This is a genomic window from Anaerosporobacter sp., from assembly GCF_965301125.1.
The window spans coordinates 1-18,179 of sequence record NZ_CBDLAM010000069.1; the positions used below are offsets into that span (position 1 = coordinate 1).

11 protein-coding genes and 1 pseudogene are annotated in these 18,179 nt (G+C 35.5%); all 12 read right to left on the bottom strand.

Annotated features, from left to right (window positions below):
* Nucleotides 1–139: 139 nt before the first annotated feature.
* Nucleotides 140–1,630 (bottom strand): NAD-dependent dihydropyrimidine dehydrogenase subunit PreA, encoded by a 1,491-nt coding sequence (preA, locus tag ACW2QF_RS09440; protein ID WP_455715752.1) that lies wholly within the window; start codon nt 1,628–1,630, stop codon nt 140–142.
* Between the two features lie 21 nt (nt 1,631–1,651).
* Entirely contained in the window at nt 1,652–3,028 is a 1,377-nt protein-coding gene (gene hydA / locus ACW2QF_RS09445; protein WP_455715762.1) for a dihydropyrimidinase, read from the bottom strand.
* A 25-nt stretch (nt 3,029–3,053) separates the two neighbouring features.
* Nucleotides 3,054–4,220, bottom strand: coding sequence for an ABC transporter substrate-binding protein (locus ACW2QF_RS09450; RefSeq protein ID WP_455715753.1), 1,167 nt, complete (start codon nt 4,218–4,220; stop codon nt 3,054–3,056).
* Nucleotides 4,221–4,303: 83 nt separating this feature from the next.
* Nucleotides 4,304–5,134: an ABC transporter permease gene (locus ACW2QF_RS09455; protein WP_455715754.1), complete on the bottom strand. Its 831-nt coding sequence runs from the start codon at nt 5,132–5,134 to the stop codon at nt 4,304–4,306.
* An 18-nt stretch (nt 5,135–5,152) separates the two neighbouring features.
* Complete coding sequence (locus ACW2QF_RS09460; RefSeq protein WP_455715755.1) at nt 5,153–5,986, bottom strand: ABC transporter permease; 834 nt, start codon at nt 5,984–5,986, stop codon at nt 5,153–5,155.
* The gene (locus ACW2QF_RS09465) at nt 5,983–6,789 is read right to left on the bottom strand and encodes an ABC transporter ATP-binding protein (protein WP_455715756.1); all 807 of its coding nucleotides are present in this window, start codon (nt 6,787–6,789) and stop codon (nt 5,983–5,985) included. Before ACW2QF_RS09465 ends, ACW2QF_RS09460 begins: the two co-directional genes overlap by 4 nt.
* A 137-nt stretch (nt 6,790–6,926) precedes the next feature.
* Nucleotides 6,927–8,075: an iron-containing alcohol dehydrogenase gene (locus ACW2QF_RS09470; RefSeq protein ID WP_455715757.1), complete on the bottom strand. Its 1,149-nt coding sequence runs from the start codon at nt 8,073–8,075 to the stop codon at nt 6,927–6,929.
* A 435-nt stretch (nt 8,076–8,510) separates the two neighbouring features.
* Nucleotides 8,511–9,836, bottom strand: coding sequence for an aminotransferase class III-fold pyridoxal phosphate-dependent enzyme (locus ACW2QF_RS09475; RefSeq protein ID WP_455715758.1), 1,326 nt, complete (start codon nt 9,834–9,836; stop codon nt 8,511–8,513).
* A gap of 601 nt (nt 9,837–10,437) precedes the next feature.
* A complete protein-coding gene (locus ACW2QF_RS09480; protein WP_455715759.1) occupies nt 10,438–16,308 on the bottom strand; it encodes a DUF3320 domain-containing protein in 5,871 nt (1,956 codons plus the stop codon).
* 124 nt (nt 16,309–16,432) lie between these two features.
* On the bottom strand, nt 16,433–17,314 hold the full coding sequence (locus ACW2QF_RS09485) for an ABC transporter ATP-binding protein (protein WP_455715760.1): 882 nt from the start codon (nt 17,312–17,314) through the stop codon (nt 16,433–16,435).
* 5 nt (nt 17,315–17,319) lie between these two features.
* On the bottom strand, nt 17,320–17,961 hold the full coding sequence (locus tag ACW2QF_RS09490; RefSeq protein WP_455715761.1) for an ABC transporter permease: 642 nt from the start codon (nt 17,959–17,961) through the stop codon (nt 17,320–17,322).
* A pseudogene (locus ACW2QF_RS09495) lies at nt 17,961–18,179 on the bottom strand (ABC transporter permease); the annotation flags it as partial. The gene ACW2QF_RS09490 and the pseudogene ACW2QF_RS09495, both read right to left, overlap by 1 nt.

Consider the following 18,179-nt stretch of genomic DNA (forward strand, 5'->3'; position numbering starts at 1 on the left):
CATCAATTGACGAAACTTGGTGTACACACTTAGAAGTACTTAGATATGTAGCGTGTTTTGTGTTATAGTACGTAAGCTAAGAAGCTTTGAAAATGTAGATAGAGTTTTGCGTGTAAACTTAAAAACACAAGTACATCGATTATCTCTTCTTTACTCTAGTTCCATAGGATATGGCATCCACTGGACATACTGTTGTACATAAGTGACAGCCAACACATTTTTTCGCGTTCATACGTGGTTTTCTATCATCTCCAGCTGTTAACGCTTGATGACCTCCATCGTAACAAGATACGATACACCTACCACAACCTACACAACTACTTCGATCAAATTTAGGATAACAGATACTATCTCTCTCTAGGTCTTGTGCAGGTACAACCTTACTTAACGCCTTACCTAATATATCTTCAATTTTGCCAAATCCGCGGTCTGATAGATATCTAGATAAACCGTCAATCAAATCATCAATAATCCGATATCCATATTCCATAACTGAAGTAGTTATCTGAACTGTTGAACAGCCCATTGCAATGAATTCCATAGCATCTTTCCAAGTTGTAATACCACCCATACCACTTATAGGCTTATCTGCAAGTACAGGATCTACTTTCATATCATGTATAAATCTAAGGGCGATTGGTTTTACTGCCTTTCCTGAATATCCACCTACGGAGGAATAACCAACAACTTCTGGTGCGGTATTGAAGGAATCCAGATTCACATTCATGATACTCTTAATTGTATTAATCGCTGCCAAACCATCTGCTCCTGCCTCCACTGCTGCTCTAGCAGGAATCTCCATGTTCGTAATGTTTGGTGTCATCTTTGCTAGAACTGGTAATGAAGTACCTTTCTTTGTGGCTTTGGTATACTTACTTACTAGTTCTGGATTGGTTCCCACATCACTACCTAGTCCTGTTCCAGTCATATGTGGACAAGAGAAGTTGCATTCAATAATATCTGCGCCAGCTTCTTCTACTAAAGTAGCAAGTTTTGTCCATTCTTCTTCGTCTCTACCCATTATGGAAGCTATAATAATCTTAGTTGGATACTCCTTCTTTAATTTACGGAAGAATTCTAGATTCTCCTCTAAGGTGTGATCTGAAATCTGTTCGATGTTCTTAAAACCTACGAACTTTTCTCCTTCTTTTTCTATTTGTGCAAACCTTGGAGATACCTCTTCTGGTACGAACATTCCAACTGTCTTGAATGCTACACCTGCCCAGCCCATATCAAAAGCTTTCGCTACCATTTCATAGTTACTGCCAACAACAGAGGAGGATAAGAAAAATGGATTTTCACACTTAACTCCACAAATTTCCGTTGATAAATCAACTGGTTTTGACTCTTTATAAGGTAACTTACCTACCTCTACCATAATCTTGTCAATTGCAACTGGTTGATCAAAATCACTTCTAACACATGCTTTCATACAAGTTTTGTTGTCGCATGTAGCACAATCTATATTCTTTGTAAGGAATTCTCTTGCTCCACTTATATTCTCAAATCGTAGTGCACGAATTACCCGTGCTGGATCCATGCTCTTACTACATGCCTGTGTACAACTTGGATTCTCACAAAGAAAACATGTATTCGTTAATGTACTCAATATTCTTTCTATCGCTGCCATTATCATCGCCTCCACTCTTGTTTATTTTTTTGCTACTCTCTTAACGAATTTACCAGAACCAGGTGCTCCCACGAATTCTCCATTATCATAAACTAATTTTCCTCTTAGATATGTCTGCAGCGGATATCCATGAAGCTCTTTTCCTTCCCATATTGTATGATCGTAGTCTGAGTGCATATTTTCTACATGAATTGTAAAATCTTTTTCTTTATCATAAATTACAATATCTGCATCTTTACCGATTGTTAAAGAACCCTTATTTGTACAACCAAAGATTTTTGCTGGATTTGTAGAACATAATTCTACGACTCTTTCAAAGGATAACTTTCCTGCATTGGCTGCATCTAACATATATGGATACAGATTCTCAACACCAGCACAACCATTTGGAATCTTCGTGAAATCATCTTTTCCCCAATCCTTTTCATAACTTTGGAATGGACAATGGTCTGTTGCTATGGTATCTATAAATCCTGCTTTAATAGCTTCCCATAAAGCTTCCCTACTTTCTTCACCTTTCATAGGTGGTGAACAAACGAAGTTTCTTCCGTCCTCTCTCTTATACACATCACATGTGAATTCAAGATATTGCGGACAAGTCTCAACATATACTTCATGTCCTGCTCTCTTTGCATCGATACAAGCTTCCAAACCTTCTTTGTCTGCCATATGTACGATATAGATTGGCGCTTCAAGATGCGTTGCCCAGTGAACAGCTCTCTTATCCGCTTCCGCTTCTACGTATTCTGGTCTACTTAAGTAGTGATACCATGCACTAGTCTTACCTTCCGCTAGGAATTTTTCTATATTCAAATCAATCAAGTCTGGATTTTCTGCGTGTACATTAATCATTGCACCAAGCTCTTTTGCTCGTAATAACAATCTTGCTAATGTACCATCATCAACCATCATGTTTTCTTTCTTATACACTAGGAAACACTTAAAACTTGTGATTCCTTCTTCTACTGCTTTTTCCATCTCCTCCAAGATCTCTCCACCGTTTAAATCTGTGATACAACAATGAAATGCGTAATCAACGCAAGCTTCTTCCTCAAGAATCTCTTTCTTAGAATTAATTAGTCCTAAGATTGTTCCGCCTTTACGTTGAACTGGATAATCAAAAACTGTTGTAACACCACCACATGCGGCTGCTCTTGTTCCTGCTAGATAACTATCAGCTGATACGGTACCACCAAATGGCATTGCAAGATGTGTATGCACATCTATAGCTCCTGGTAATACTAATTTTCCTGTTGCATCCACAACTTTATCTGCATCTACTGCTAAATCTTTACCAATTGCTACAATCTTGCCGTTATCAACACCTAAATCTGCGATATAACTCTCTTTTGCTGTTACAATTGTACCGTTCTTAATCAATAAATCCATATTCACCATTCCCTTCAACTAAGGTTCACATTAACTATTTCGTAAAATTATCTAATTTGTATACTAGTACAAGTCCTGATCTTTGATATACTTGGGAAACTTCTAATAAGTCCATACCACCTGCATTTGCAGCAATTAGGTTTGCTACCCAAGTTACACCGAAGTCTACTGTTCCGTTGGTTACTGCTGTGGTTTCACTAATATCACCACCACCAGGTACAACTTCTACCTCTAAACCGACTTCACTATAGTAACCTTTTTCAAGTGCTACATAGTAGCCCATGAACTGTGCTTGTGGAAGCCATTTTAATTGGATTTTTACGCTAGTTTTTTCAAGCGTACCAAAGTTTCCATCTGTTGACGCCTCTGCTGCTTCCCAATAAGAAGTATCTCTCACATCATCTAATGTAAGTTTACTGAGTTTATCTGCTGCTGTAGCATCATCAAGAGAGATGTATTTTTTAGCTAATTCTAAGGTTTGGCTCATAGCTTCTTCGTCCATCTTACCGAAATCGCTAACAGCATTTCCTTTTGTATCTGTTTCTACTAACTTCTTAACTTCACTAGCCATATATGCTTGATGATCTGATGATACAGAAGATCCATATTTATAAACAATCTCTGCTGCTTCTTCAGGGTTTTCACAAGCATATTTCCAACCCTTCATAGAAGCATAGATGAATGCTTTTACTGTATTAGGATTTTGCTCCGCGAATGTTCTTGTACAGAAGATATTATCTTCTAACATTGCTACGCCTTCATCATTCATATCAATTGTTCCAACTGTATCACCATAGTTATAACCACCATCATAACTGTTCTTTACTAATCCTAGTTCGTTAAAAGTCATAGCAGAAGCTAAGGTAATAGAATCATCATCAAAACCGTCCATATCAAATGCTTGACTTAAATATGTAATTGGTTGACCGTATTTTGTTAATAATGCTTGAACTTCATACTCATTACCAAGACCCCAGTTACCAACTTTTCCTTCTGATGCAGCTTTTTTGATAATTTCTTCACTAGTCATTGCAATTGCTGTTGAATCTGATGAAGTGCCTGCTGCCTCTGTTTCTTTTGTTTGATCATTAACCTTTTCATTCTTATTACTGCTACAACCAGCTAAGGAAGCCATTGTCAAAGTTGCTGCCATTAGGATAGCTACCATTTTCTTTGCGTTACATCTTGTCATATCTCTCATAAAAATCCTCCTTCTACCGCTTGTAGCGGCACCATGCTTTATTATTCTGTACCCATATATTAAGCTGTGAAACATTCCCTTAACTACTTTCTGTTTCTTAGCAAAATACTCTCAAATATCATTAATATACAATACAAGCTAATACCAATGAAACAAGCTACTGCTATATATGCCCAGGCTGTTGCATATTGAGCAATTACGATATTTTCTCTTATCTGTCTACCTACACCAACTATATATTCTGCAAAATATTCACTTACAATAGCACTAATAACACTTGAAGGAACTCCAACTCGAAGTGCTGTGAATATATAAGGTACACTGTTTGGTAAACGTAATTTAAAGAATATTATTCTTTTTTTAGCTGCATAGGATTTCATTAAATCTAGTGAAAACACTGGTAAATCATTCAAACCACGATATGCATTCACACTCATGGTTGCAATGGATACAATCATAACTACTAATATCTTTGCCACCATACTTCTTACACTTGCATCATCACTTACATCTTTTGTCCAGTTTGTCATAACCGGTGCAAGTGCTACAATTGGGATAGCATTGAAGGCTGCCACGATGGATAATCCACCTGCCCCCCACTTAGGAAATACGGTAGCTAAAACTGCTATCAAATATCCAATGAGAGAACCGATTGTTAAACCAATTACCGCTACTAAAACTGTCGCTTTTACATTGGTCATAATCTTTGGAATGTTATCACCAATGATACGACTTATCTGACTAGGAAGTGGTAATGTGAATGTATCCGTGTTAAATAACTTATGTAAAACTTGTGTTTGCCATAGTAAAAATACCAAAACTCCAAGTGCTACTGGTAATATAACGCTTAAGAAAGGTTGAACCTTAGGATTCCCAAAAAATCTTATAACTATATTCTTCTTTCTTTTGATCATCTATGCCACCGTCCTTTCTTATTCTTTTCTTCTTTTTCTTCCACGATCTGCTCTCATTTGTGGCGATACTAGTTTTTCAAGTACTCCCATCAAGACGCTACTTAAGATACCGATAATGGCACTGAAAAATACGATTTGCCAGAATACATAGATACTCATTGCATGTTTTAGTGATTGGGATAACATACAACCAAGTCCGCCATCACCTTGTAAGGTATCTACAAGAATAGAAGCTGTAATAGCCATAGGTGCTGATATTTTCAGGCCCGTGAAAAAGTAAGGGATACAAGATGGAATTAATACTTTACGATAAATCGTCCACTTACTTGCTGCGTAGGAATACATAAGCTCATATTTCTCTTTTGATACAGAATTAAGTCCTGCTAGTGTATTGGTTGCCACAGGATAAAAGGTTAATATAGCTGCAATTACGATACGGCTGGTTCCTATATCACCTGTGATTGCTAGAATAACAGGTGCCATACCAATAATTGGTATCATCTGAATCAACATCAGATACGGGAATATTGTCTTCTCAACCAGATTTGATAATTTCATTAATAATGCCATTAAGAAACCGAAAATTGTTCCAAATAAGAACCCAACAAAGGCTCTTGCTAAAGTAGCTTTGGCGCTATTTAATACAATCTGTGTTGCTGTTTGAGAATTGCTAACTAACTTATCATCGAATACAGAATCTACAATTTGGCTAACATGTGGAAGGATATTCTCTGGAGTACGTTTTGTCTTCTCCATCTTAGATGCTCCCATCTCCCAAATTGCTACTAGTAAAAGGACCCAAACAAGCATGATAAATGGTTTTGAAGATACTATTTTCTTTACATTACTCATAGGCTCCCTCCTTCGAAACTATTTCTTACTTTCGCAACAAGCTCTGTGAAATGCATGCTATCCTTCATCAGGGCTGTTCTCGGTCTAGGAAGATCAATATCAACTACTGCTGATAATCTTCCTGGATGAGGAGAAAGTACACAAACCTTATCTGATAAGTAAACCGCTTCTTGAATGTTATGTGTAACGAAGATAACTGTCTTATTGGTTTCTCTCCATATCTTTAATAAATCATCATGTAATTTCTCTTTCGTAAATTCATCTAATGCAGAAAATGGTTCATCCATAAGAAGGATATTAGGTTTTATCCCAAATGCTCTTGCAATACCAACTCTTTGTTGCATACCACCACTTAATTGTTTCGGATAATGATTTGCAAACTTTGTTAATCCTACAAGTTCTAACATCTTATCTGCTTGTTTACTACGTTCTTCTTTACTCCAGTACATAATTTCAAGTGGCAATTCCACATTCTTCTTAACTGTTCTCCACTCGAACAATACGGGTCTTTGGAATACTATACCGAATTTTTGTTGTAAACGAATTTCTTTTGGCGTCATTCCACTGATTCTTACTTTACCAGAGGTTGGTTCTAACAAATCGGCTATTGTTCGAAGTAAAGTAGTCTTACCACAGCCGGAAGGTCCAAGTAGAGATATGAATTCGCCTTTTCTTATATCAAGATTAATATGGTTTAATGCTTGCACATCGTTACCACTATTATCTTTGAATGACATGCATACATCGTCAATCTTGATTTCTATTTCCTTCTTACCGTCTCTTTCTTTTATCATCTCACTCATATCGATTCCTCCTGTATTTAGTAATTCTCTTAATTTCTAGCAAACTCCTAAAAGTTATTCAATTACAACGAATGGATTATATTAATAAAGGCGTGGCAACGGGTCATTTCTTCTATGACACCGTTGTCACGCCTTTATTAATAAACTTCTTTATATAATTTCATACAATCTTCTTTTGTAACTGCTCTTCTAGTGGTTGCAGGGCTTCCACTGGCTACTGCATCAGTTGCCATCTTTTCAATAACACTCTCAAATTTCTCTTGATCTATTCCATATTCTCTTAAGGTAGGAATATCGCAAATCTTACAGATTTCATCTAATTTAGCAATGAATTTATCTGCTGCCACTTCGTCGCTCTCTTCTGAAGTAGCAACTTTCGTTTCTCTTGCTAAGATTGCTAATCGATCTGTTACTTCCTCTGCTGCAAATGCCATGCATTTTGTTAATAACATCGCATTGGACATTCCGTGTGGTACATGGAATAGTGCACCGATTGGTCTACTCATACCATGAACAAGAGTTACACTGGAATTATTAATACAGATACCCGCTTCTAATGCTGCAATTGCCATCTCTTCTCTTGCTCCCTCATTTGATCCATCTTGGTATACAATAGGAAGATATTTGACAATACGTTTCACCGCTGAAATTGCTAATGTATCTGTCATCACCGATGCTTTCTTAGATGTATAAGCTTCTACTGCATGGGTTAAAGCATCTAATCCAGTTGCTGCTGTAATCGACTTTGGTGCCGAAAGTCCAAATTCATAATCTACAATTGCTAGCTCTGGCAAAAGATAATCCCCTTTTAATAACATCTTGATATCTTTCTTTGAATCTGTAATAATCGTGAACTTCGTCACTTCTGATCCAGTTCCTGCGGTTGTAGGTATAGCAACCACTGGTGGTATCTTGTTTGGAACTTCTTTCCCATTATAGTCTGCAATAGAACCTGGATTGGTAATCATCGCACCGATTGCTTTTGCAGAATCAAGTGGGCTACCTCCACCAATTCCTATTAAAAAATCACAATTATTCTCTCTATACAACTGGATTCCTTCTTCAATCATACAATCCGTTGGCTCACCAGTTATTCCATCAAAGATACTATATTCTATATTAATATCATCTAGTGTATCATTTAAGGTTTTCATCATCGTTGATTTAACAACATGCTTACCAGTAACGATTAAAGCTTTCTTACCATAAGATTTCATAAAATCTTTTGCTTCATCTAATGCTCCCTTACCTGTAATAATGTGGGCTGGAACAGTAAACTGTGCCATATAATTCACCTACTTTTCTATTTCGTTTAACGTATTTTATTCATTTTGAGTTACTAACACTTGTGTTAGTCAAATTTCTTAACGCAAAACTCCTATCATTTCTATCATATCTTCTTGCTTAATACCCTATGACACAAAACACGTTATGCACCTAAGTACTTCTAAGTGTGTACACTACTTTCTTCAATTGATACGGAACCGCCATCGATTCGGCTTCCTGCCTCAGCTCAGGCTGGCTCGGCGTCCATGCCTCGCCTTCCTCGTTCTCATAGTACACACTAAGAAGTACTATACGTGCTACACTACTGTTTTTTAGTCATAGTGTATTAAGCAAGAAGTAAATCTACATTTTAAGAGTTTTGCTTTTACTACTTTATTGATACACAAGTGCTCGAAAGTTTCTGAATGAATATTATCCCTTACTCTTCATATTATTTAGATATATTCCTTATCAACTACATCAAGTACCTCATCCATCTTTACTAATTCTTCTCTTAATTGTTCTTCTGTGATAATTAATGGTGGATTTACGAATAACATATTTTCATGAGAATATGTCATGAATCCTTTCTCTTTTAATTTACCAACAAGACTTCCCATAACGCCTTTTGGATCCTTACCATATTCAACTAGAGGTTCTTTTGTAGTTTTATCTTTCACTAATTCAATTGATGAGAACAAACCGATATATCTAACGTCACCTACACATGGGTGTTTTTCTTTTAATTCTTCAAGTAATTCACCAAGAACCTTACCAACTTCGTTTACATGTTCTAAGATATTTGAATCTTTATAGTAATTAACACAAGCAACACCAGCTGCACAAGCAAGTGGGTGACCGCTGTAGGTTAAACCACAGGATAACAGATGTTCATCAAAGTACTCTGCAATTTTACTACTTACTGCTACTCCACCTAATTGAACGTATCCGCAAGTTACACCTTTTGCAAAACTAACTAAGTCAGGTTTAATATCAAAGTTTTCGAATGCGAACATCTTACCTGTTCTTCCCCATCCAGCCATTACTTCATCACAAATCATTACGATGCCGTATTTATCACAAAGTGCTCTAACTCCTGGTAAATATCCTTTAGGAGGAATAATAACACCATTGGATCCTGTTATGGTTTCCAATACGATTGCAGCTATACTATCTGCTCCTTCATAATTGATTTGCTCTTCTAATTTTGTAAGATAGAATTTCGTTGCTGCTTCTTCAGAAGGAAAATCAATTGCTTCACGATATATGTATGGATCGAAGAATTTAACGAATCCTGGAATACCAGGCTCTAATGGAAATCTTCTAGGTTCACCGGTAAGATTTCCTGCTCCGAATGAGGATCCATGATAACTTCTATATCTACTAAGTACTTTATTCCTACCTGTGTACATTCTGGCGATCTTAATTGCATTCTCGTTCGCATCTGCTCCAGCGTTAGTAAAGAATACTTTGCCGAAATTATCTGGTAGAAGATCAATAATCATCTTTGCAAGTTCTGCTCTAGATTCCACTGCATAGGATGGAGCTAGATAACAATACTTATCAACTTGTTCTTTAATTGCATCTGCAATCTCTTTATTTCCAAATCCAACATTTAAGTTAACTAACTGTGCAGACATATCTGTATAGCGTTTTCCATCATAATCATACATATAAATTCCGTCTGCTTTTTCAATTGGAACTGGATTAAGTGCCTTTTGTTTACTCCATGATTGCAACACATATTTTTTTGATAATTCTTTTACTTCTTCACCTGTCATATCCATCTCTCCTTCGACTACTTATGTGCATTAGCACATGTAATTTTGTATTTTAGATAATAACTATGCTGTTGTAGTTTATATTTTTGTGCTTTAACACAATCATTATTGTGTTCGTTGTAATATTTATATCGCTAATTTAAGTTTTATACAATCACAAAAAAGTAGTAACTTTCTACTACTTTGGTAGTATTCTTTTTTATGAAAAGTATTACAACTGCTGCCTAATTTACATTGTATAAATTAGAATTTCCCCTTAATTATCAACCAAAAACAAGGCTACCAATAAGGTAGCCTAAAGTAGTAGTTAGTATTATATGTATTACTGATTCGGGTGTTATAGGTCATAGTCTAAGTAAATTTGCTTCTTAACTGACGTACTATAACTAAGAAATAGTAGCGAAACATCTATAGTACTTCTTAGTGTGTACATCAGAGCTTAGGAATGCGAGGCATGGAGGCCGAGCAAGTCTGAGCTGAGGCAGGATGCCGAATCGAAGACGGTTCCGTTCCTTTTGAATGCTGTATTGTACACACTTAGAAGTACTTAGATGTGTAGCGTGTTTCGTGTTATAGAACGTCAGTTAAGAAGCTATGATAATTAATCCCTAATCATTATTCTTTCACTTTCTTTATCAAATAGTAGGTATCCTCTTCTTTCTGCCTCATCAATTCCCATAACACAAGCTGCTTCCATAACGGCTCCTATTCGAGAAAATCCAAACACCTTAGCAGTTTCTCTTATCATATCATTCTTACTTAAGCTGATTTGGGAAGCTATAATATCTTTCATTGCATTTGCTATCTCATAAGGTGGTATATCATCCAAACTTCTCTTATCTTCTTCCTCATTAGCAACGCGATAATCTATGTACTCTTCTGGATTTTGATCGGTTCTCCAATAATAACTCATATCACCTACTAACGTTTTCTTTAAATTACTACCACGTCTTAATTCATGTAAAATATCTGATAAACGGTTTTCTACTCTACTTCCTAAACGTGTAATATTCCAAGCTGCAACAACCTTCTTGGTTAGTAATTTCTTACTTATAGGAGCTTCCTTCTTAATAATGTCCATAACTACTTTACGAATCTGTGCATCACTACAGTCTTGATAGAAGTCATCCTGTGAACCATATTCTTTAACTACAGTTGATTCATAGGGATTGATCTTCTCATTTCCTTTCGTAACAGCGATCTCTTCCTCTGGTACTATACTTGTAGTATTATTCGTATCTGTATTTGTGTCTTTATTTATATCTTTATTGGTCTCTTTATTGGTCTGTATATCGGTACTTCTTAACAATGCTTTATCAATAGAAGCCTTTACTTTACTTAATACTTTCTCTTGGTTATCTAACCAATCTAGTATCCATATGGAATGAAGATTCCAACCAAGATCCGTCAAAACCTGAGGTTGTAATAAGTTACGCTCTCTTGCTGTGTTCACTTCCCTAGCATTGTACCCATCAAGTAAGATTCCTAGTATATACGAATTCTCATTCTTAGGATCGATTACTCCTATGTCAATTGTATACATAGACCAACCAACATTACATCTAGTCTTATAACCCATATTCTCAATCTGTTTTGCAATGTGTTCTATAAGAGTAGTGTCTTGATATACAACATCTTCCTTATGAACGGAAATTGCACTCTTTCCATTTCTTGCATAAGTAAGGAATCCTTTTAATCCAGCCACTCCTTCTGAATGAGTCCTTGTTAAATCAATTTGTTCTGGTGTAATGGTAGAATACACTTGCATCTCCTTCCTTGCCCTTGAGATAGCAACATTCAATCTACGGTATCCTCCTTCTCGGTTGAGTGGTCCAAAGTTCATAGAAACCTTACCGTCCTTATCTGGTCCGTATCCTACTGAGAATAAGATGACATCTCTCTCATCACCTTGAACATTCTCAAGATTTTTGATAAATATTGGTTCTTCAAGCCCTTCATTAATCTGCTCTAACACTTCATTATCACAAAATTCTTTATCAAGTAGATCTTCAATAAGACTTGCCTGCGCGCAACTAAATGTAACAACTCCAATACTATCTTTTCTCTTATTTTCATCAAGAAGACGAGTGCAGATTTCTCTCACTACTGCTAGCGCTTCGGCACGATTTTGTTTTGTACCACCCTTATCATAATATCCTTCTATTGGTATCAACTTAACTCTTGAACCAATTTCATCTGGCGACGGATAGGTATATAGACGATGCCCATAATATTTTGCATTGCTATAGGCAATCAAACTTTCATGTCGGGAACGATAATGCCATAATAAGTGTTTCTGAGGCATAGTTATTGCCAAACAATCATCTAGTACACTTTCTAAATCCTCTAATTCATAATTCTCTTCATCATAATAGGTATTCCGAAAGAAACGAGTTGGTGGTAATTGCTTTGGATCACCAACAATAATTGCATTCTCTCCCCTAGCTATTGCTCCTACTGCTTCACAGGTTGGTAATTGAGATGCTTCATCAAAAATTACCAAATCGAATTTGTGAAGTGCAGGATCAAGATATTGTGAGGCAGACATTGGACTCATAAGCATACAAGGGCATAATCTTGCTATTAAATTCTGAGTCTGATCAAATAACTTACGAATGGATAGCATTCTTCCACCACTTCGAATTGCCTTTTGAAGTATTCCAAGTTCCGATGATGCAGCTCCTGTAACAGATGAGTTCGGTATCTTAGAAGATAACTTTGCAACCAATTCCTCTGTAGTAAGCTTTTCAAACTCTTCGGTTACTTCCTTATATTTCTTAATTGTATCTTCGAATTTAACACCTTGGAAATTAGTAAGTATGGGTTCAGCAAGTATTGTTCTCTTTATTATGGCTAAATTTAAATTGCATATAAAACTCTCGATAAGTTCTTCTGGTGGTATTTTCCCAGATAAAAATGCATCAGCTGTATTGTTAAGTCCATAACTTCTCACTTTCTCTACTTGTTGTAGTAGAGCTGACCAATCTCTTAATTCTCCCATATGATCAAGCCATATTAAAAGTTCTTCTCTCGTCTTAGCAATCCAACATTCATCTTCATGAAAACAATCAATCTTGGCCTGATACTTATTAATAATCTCTACTTCTTTGGTCATGCACAGCTGCCAACATTGAAGATAATTCAAGATATCATTCTTTAAGGACTCTTTTTTCTGATTATGTAAGGCAACTAATTCTCCTAATTTTTGTGTTGCTGTGATTACATCATCTCTCTTTAATGCAATCTCTGATAAAGCACTTCGTAGTTGTAAGGTATCTTGTAATGCGATACCAAGTATCTCCCAGTTTGTATGCATGCCTTGCCACAAGTAAGAGAAGCTTCCTGTAATAGTAGAATCAATATTATTCAGATAACTGTATAGTTGGTTTCTTTTCATAAGTTTGTTATACCACACAGCAATGGTATGTTTATCTACATCAATTGGAGATTTTGTATACATTCTCATCTCCTTTATTAATCGATTCTGCATTAGAAGTCTTCGAAGAAACCATTTTGAAGATGCCTGTGACCACTCCAAAGATGCCTTATTCACATCATATTGATAGATTTCTGAATCAAATGCCAGCCCAAGTTCTTTATCAAGAGAGTTGAATTCTTTGCCACAAGCTACAATATCATACATTGCTTTTTCTTTTCTCTCACTTACCTTCTCTAACATTAAACTATCTAGTTGATACTTAGCGGTAGATAGACAACTTAATAAATCAGCAAATGCTTTATAGTTCGTATAATTTTCAGCCATTTGCGTACCAAAAAACTGCTCAAAAGCGTGGAACATCTCTTCTAATTGCAGTAACTCACCACCAAATTCCTTACAAAGCTTTGCAAAGTATTCTCGTGATTCTAAAGAATAATTTGGATTTCCATAACGCTTGAATACAGAGTTAACTCCTCCTTCACATTCCTCACTTGCCCTCTTACACTGTGTAACTCCTTCTAACCATTCCTCATAAGTTCCCTCTTTTAATTTGATTATACATGAATCTTCGATTACAATAGCATCTTTATATTGTTTGTATGTCTCATATCTGCTAATAGCTTCAAACAAAGACATACCATACTCTCTTTTCTTGTGAATCGCTTCTATTACCTGATTTAAATCCTGTCTTAATGTATGAACCTTTGTTGCAACTTGACTGTATTCTCCACTTGCTTTTGTCTTTCCTACTTGCAATACTTGACTTAATTGCTTTAATACTTCTCTTTTTTGCGCTTTATTCGAATGGAGTTCTAAGCAGAATGGAGCGATTCCTAATCTTTCCAATCTCTTTTGTACTACGGATAATGCAGCCATCTTCTCTGCTACAAACAACACTGTTTTTCCATGGAACAATGCATCTGCAATTATATTCGTTATAGTTTGAGACTTTCCGGTTCCTGGTGGACCATGTAATACAAAACTATGCCCCTTATTAGCCGCACATATAGCCTCTAGTTGAGAGGAATCAGCACTAATTGGAACTGCTAAATCCATTGGTGATATTTGTTCATCTAATTGTTTAGCGCTTATAGTATCCACCTGTGGCTCCCATTCTAATTTTCCTGAAATTAAACTGGCAACTAATTTATTCTTCATCAATTCTTCTGTTCGATTACGGATATCGTTCCATAGTATAAATTGGTTGAATGAGAATAATCCTAGGAATGCATATTCTTCTACAGCCCAATTATCTTTATTAGCAATACCTTTTCTTACTTCTCGAAATACGTAGGATAAATCTACACCACTTTCGTCTGTTGGTAATGGATCAAGCCCTGTAATCTCAATGCCATAATCCTGTCGTAACATCTCTAATAAGGTAATATTCATCTGAATCTCTTCATCTCGAATTCGGATTGCATAGGTATGCGACTGAGCTTTTCTCACCAAATCAATAGGTACTAAAACTAAAGGAGCATATCTTGCCTTCTGACTCTGTTTTGTCTCATACCAACGTAAAAAACCGAAGGATAAATACAGGGAGTTTGCTCCGTTTTCTTCTATTAATGAACGTGCTTGTCTATGAATATTCTTTAATACATTTTCTACTACTTCTTCCTCAAGAAAAGTTCGTATTCTTCGTTGCACAAACTCGGAAGTAGCTATTGCCTCAATATACAAGGAGTCCTTTTGAATAGGATAGACATTTAGATCATTTCGCATATTAGCGATATCTTTTGGCTTACCCATTATAGTAAATTGTTCACCACTTACATTTTGATCTTCTAATTCAAATAGATTAGCTGTCATCAATTGCACTGTTGTCTTCGTTTTCCTAAAGTTTAGTAAAGTATTTCGTAAACTTAAGTCCAACAATTTCCTTTCCCATACCCTTAGTTTTTCCTGACCATAATTGCCCTCAATATCTTGCTTTTTATTATAATCATATCCTAAGAATTCTTCTGGCATATCGTTATCTTTATTCGTTATAACATCAACTGTCACATATTTATCTTCTTGCAGGATACGAAGAGGAAGTGGACAAATTCCACTAGTACGACAACACTTAATATCAACTGATAACAGAAACATCTCCGTATTACATATATGATTTTTTGCATCATTCTTTGCTTGTATAAAATCTACGCAATGATCTCTAATAATATCTGTACAATCAATGAGTTGTACCTTTCTACATTCACTATCATTCTCTTCATCCTTCTTTGTCAATAGTGTTGTAACATCATCTTCCACGCATTCTGCAATATATTCTTCTTCAATATGACAACCTGCTAACGCATATCCTTTGAAAAAAACTAATATAGGATTTAGACCAACCGACTCTAAACAACTTGCATAAAGTAAAGATAATTCCAATGAACTCCCTTTACCTTCTTCTATTACCATTTGGGGTAAATACAAACTTTGTCCATTGGTTTCATAACTTTCTGTTAGAACCTCTAACTCTAATTCATAATCTTGCAACGCCTTATAGATTGCTTTCATCTGCTCCTCTACAAGGTCAGGATTTTTCAATTTATATCCTGTAAATTCCTCTGAATTTCCCCATGCCTTAAGGTACTGTATTGCCTTTTCGACCACATCATTTACTTTGGGATAAAACGGTGTTATGTAAGCGGCTATCATCTCAGGAAAATAGTTGATTCCTGCCCATTGATCATATGCAAGTATTCTTACTGGATGAGTTTCACACCAGATACATTTTTGCTCTTCTTTTACCTCTATTGTTAATTTTCCTTCAACTTTCTCAGTCAAGGAAACAAGATATTCCATAGAAGGTACAATTCGAATTGGCGATAGCTCCACTGGTTCATTTGATTTCAAACATTTGATTGTTGACTCATAAGGAACTGCAAATTCCGGTTGAAAGGATACCTTAACGGTAATGTTTGTATAATTTTCTTTTGATGTATTTGTTATCACTAAACTATTAATAATTGGTATACAATTTTGCTGCAATGCGTAATGAATCGTTTCATTAATCTGTGTTTCTACCGTAATTTTCTTCAAATTGCTCCCCCTCTAAATGGTATATTGTTATCTTGTTGTTTCTTGTTATTTATATTCCATATTTTTACATTTATACATTATAACACTAGTTGGTAATAAAATCCATATAAAAGTAAATTAGCTTTCACACTTTATTAATATCTTGTTGCATCAAATACATATATGCATCCTCTAATGTTACTTCAACCAATTTACTGTTATCAGAAGGTTTCGTATCACTTATTATCTTTATATGCATCCCATTTCCTGTCATTTGCGTTGACGTAATATAATATCTTTGTTTCATTTCCTTAATCTGATTATCACTCGCATAACATTCCCATATTTTGCCTTTCGATTGTTCTAATAACTCTTTCAGTGAACCAGCATAAAGGAATTTTCCTTTCTTCATAACAGCTAATTGATTACAAGTTGCAGCAATATCCTCTACAATATGCGTAGAAAATATGATGGTCCTTTCTTCTGATAACTCCACCAACAAATTCCGGATTCGAATTCTTTCTTCTGGGTCTAAACCTGTTGTTGGCTCATCAATAACTAAGAAATCTGGATTATTCAGTAATGCCTGAATGAGTCCCACCCTTCTCTTCATTCCACCAGAAAGTTGTTTTATTTTCTTATTCCGCTGCTCTGTCAAATTTGTCTTATTCAGATAATAGTCAATTCTATTCCTACACTCTTTCCCTGATACTCCTGCCAGTGCTCCCAAATATTCCAAACACTCTTGAATTGTTAGATTTGGATATAAATTTAATTCCTGTGGAAGATAACCAATGCGTTTTTGTATTTTCTCCCAATTTTCTTCGTTGTATAAAATTCCATTTAATACAATATTTCCTTCTTTTGGTTTTATAATTGTGGTAAGCACACGTATTAATGACGTCTTCCCCGCACCATTCTCTCCAAGAAGTCCATATATTCCCTTACCTATTTCCAAATTAACATGATCTACCGCTATCACACCATTTGAAAATTCTACTGTGATATCTTTTATTTGAATACTCATAATCATTACCCTCTTTTCTTTATTATGATGGGACAAATAAATAACATAAGTAGAATTAGCAATACTTCTACTCCCTGTCCACATAGCCAGCTGAATTGATCTTCGTCTTTGAACACATAAGAAAATACATTCCATTTTCCTAATAACTTTTTCCCTGCCGCGGAATATAGCGATGACCAAAGGATTACAGAAATGCCAATTCCTGCCCAAATATTCTGAAAGCAATTTACTAAAGTCATTGACAAAACGCTCCAAAATGCCATTGAAAGAATAGTAGCCATTACAAACGGAATATATATAAATACAATTGATGATTCCGTATTATAAAATGGTTTCTGCCAAAAGAAACACCAGTATCCCAATAAAGATAGCACGCACAGATAGATTCCTTGTATGCTCAATCTATGAAATATCATTTGCGTTCTTTTTCTTATAGAATAAATTTTGAATAATTCCCATCTTTTTTCCCGATATTCTATCCAATATGTATCTGAACAGAAAACAATTGCAAGCAATGCCATACTGGGTACAATTGCGATTCCAATACTATCAACAGAAGATATTCCTCTAATCAGACTCAACAAAATAACAAAGCATATAGAGTATGCCACTTTGTATATGGGAAGGCAAATCTTTTGCTCTTTCATCAGAATACCCTCCTTTTTTTCCATATCATAATCGAAAAACAAATAAAGATTATAGAACAAAGGATAAGAAACATTTGATTCATAAATGTAAAATAATTGGTTGTTGCAAAAAAGTCACCCGAAAATCTAACAAAAATTGCCAAAGGTCTTCCATAATAATTAGGCAAACCATCAGAACCAACTGAGCCCATGTTAGAGTAAATCATATATATATATAG

What these genes read in the sequence shown, in the direction of transcription:
- ACW2QF_RS09470 (WP_455715757.1), bottom strand. Translation starts at nt 8,075, where the DNA reads ATGGCACAGTTTACTGTTCCAGCCCACATTATTACAGGTAAGGGAGCA.
- ACW2QF_RS09475 (WP_455715758.1), bottom strand. Translation starts at nt 9,836, where the DNA reads ATGACAGGTGAAGAAGTAAAAGAATTATCAAAAAAATATGTGTTGCAA.
- ACW2QF_RS09490 (WP_455715761.1), bottom strand. Translation starts at nt 17,961, where the DNA reads ATGAAAGAGCAAAAGATTTGCCTTCCCATATACAAAGTGGCATACTCT.
- ACW2QF_RS09465 (WP_455715756.1), bottom strand. Translation starts at nt 6,789, where the DNA reads ATGAGTGAGATGATAAAAGAAAGAGACGGTAAGAAGGAAATAGAAATC.
- ACW2QF_RS09460 (WP_455715755.1), bottom strand. Translation starts at nt 5,986, where the DNA reads ATGAGTAATGTAAAGAAAATAGTATCTTCAAAACCATTTATCATGCTT.
- ACW2QF_RS09455 (WP_455715754.1), bottom strand. Translation starts at nt 5,134, where the DNA reads ATGATCAAAAGAAAGAAGAATATAGTTATAAGATTTTTTGGGAATCCT.
- ACW2QF_RS09485 (WP_455715760.1), bottom strand. Translation starts at nt 17,314, where the DNA reads ATGAGTATTCAAATAAAAGATATCACAGTAGAATTTTCAAATGGTGTG.
- preA (WP_455715752.1), bottom strand. Translation starts at nt 1,630, where the DNA reads ATGGCAGCGATAGAAAGAATATTGAGTACATTAACGAATACATGTTTT.
- hydA (WP_455715762.1), bottom strand. Translation starts at nt 3,028, where the DNA reads ATGGTGAATATGGATTTATTGATTAAGAACGGTACAATTGTAACAGCA.
- ACW2QF_RS09450 (WP_455715753.1), bottom strand. Translation starts at nt 4,220, where the DNA reads ATGAGAGATATGACAAGATGTAACGCAAAGAAAATGGTAGCTATCCTA.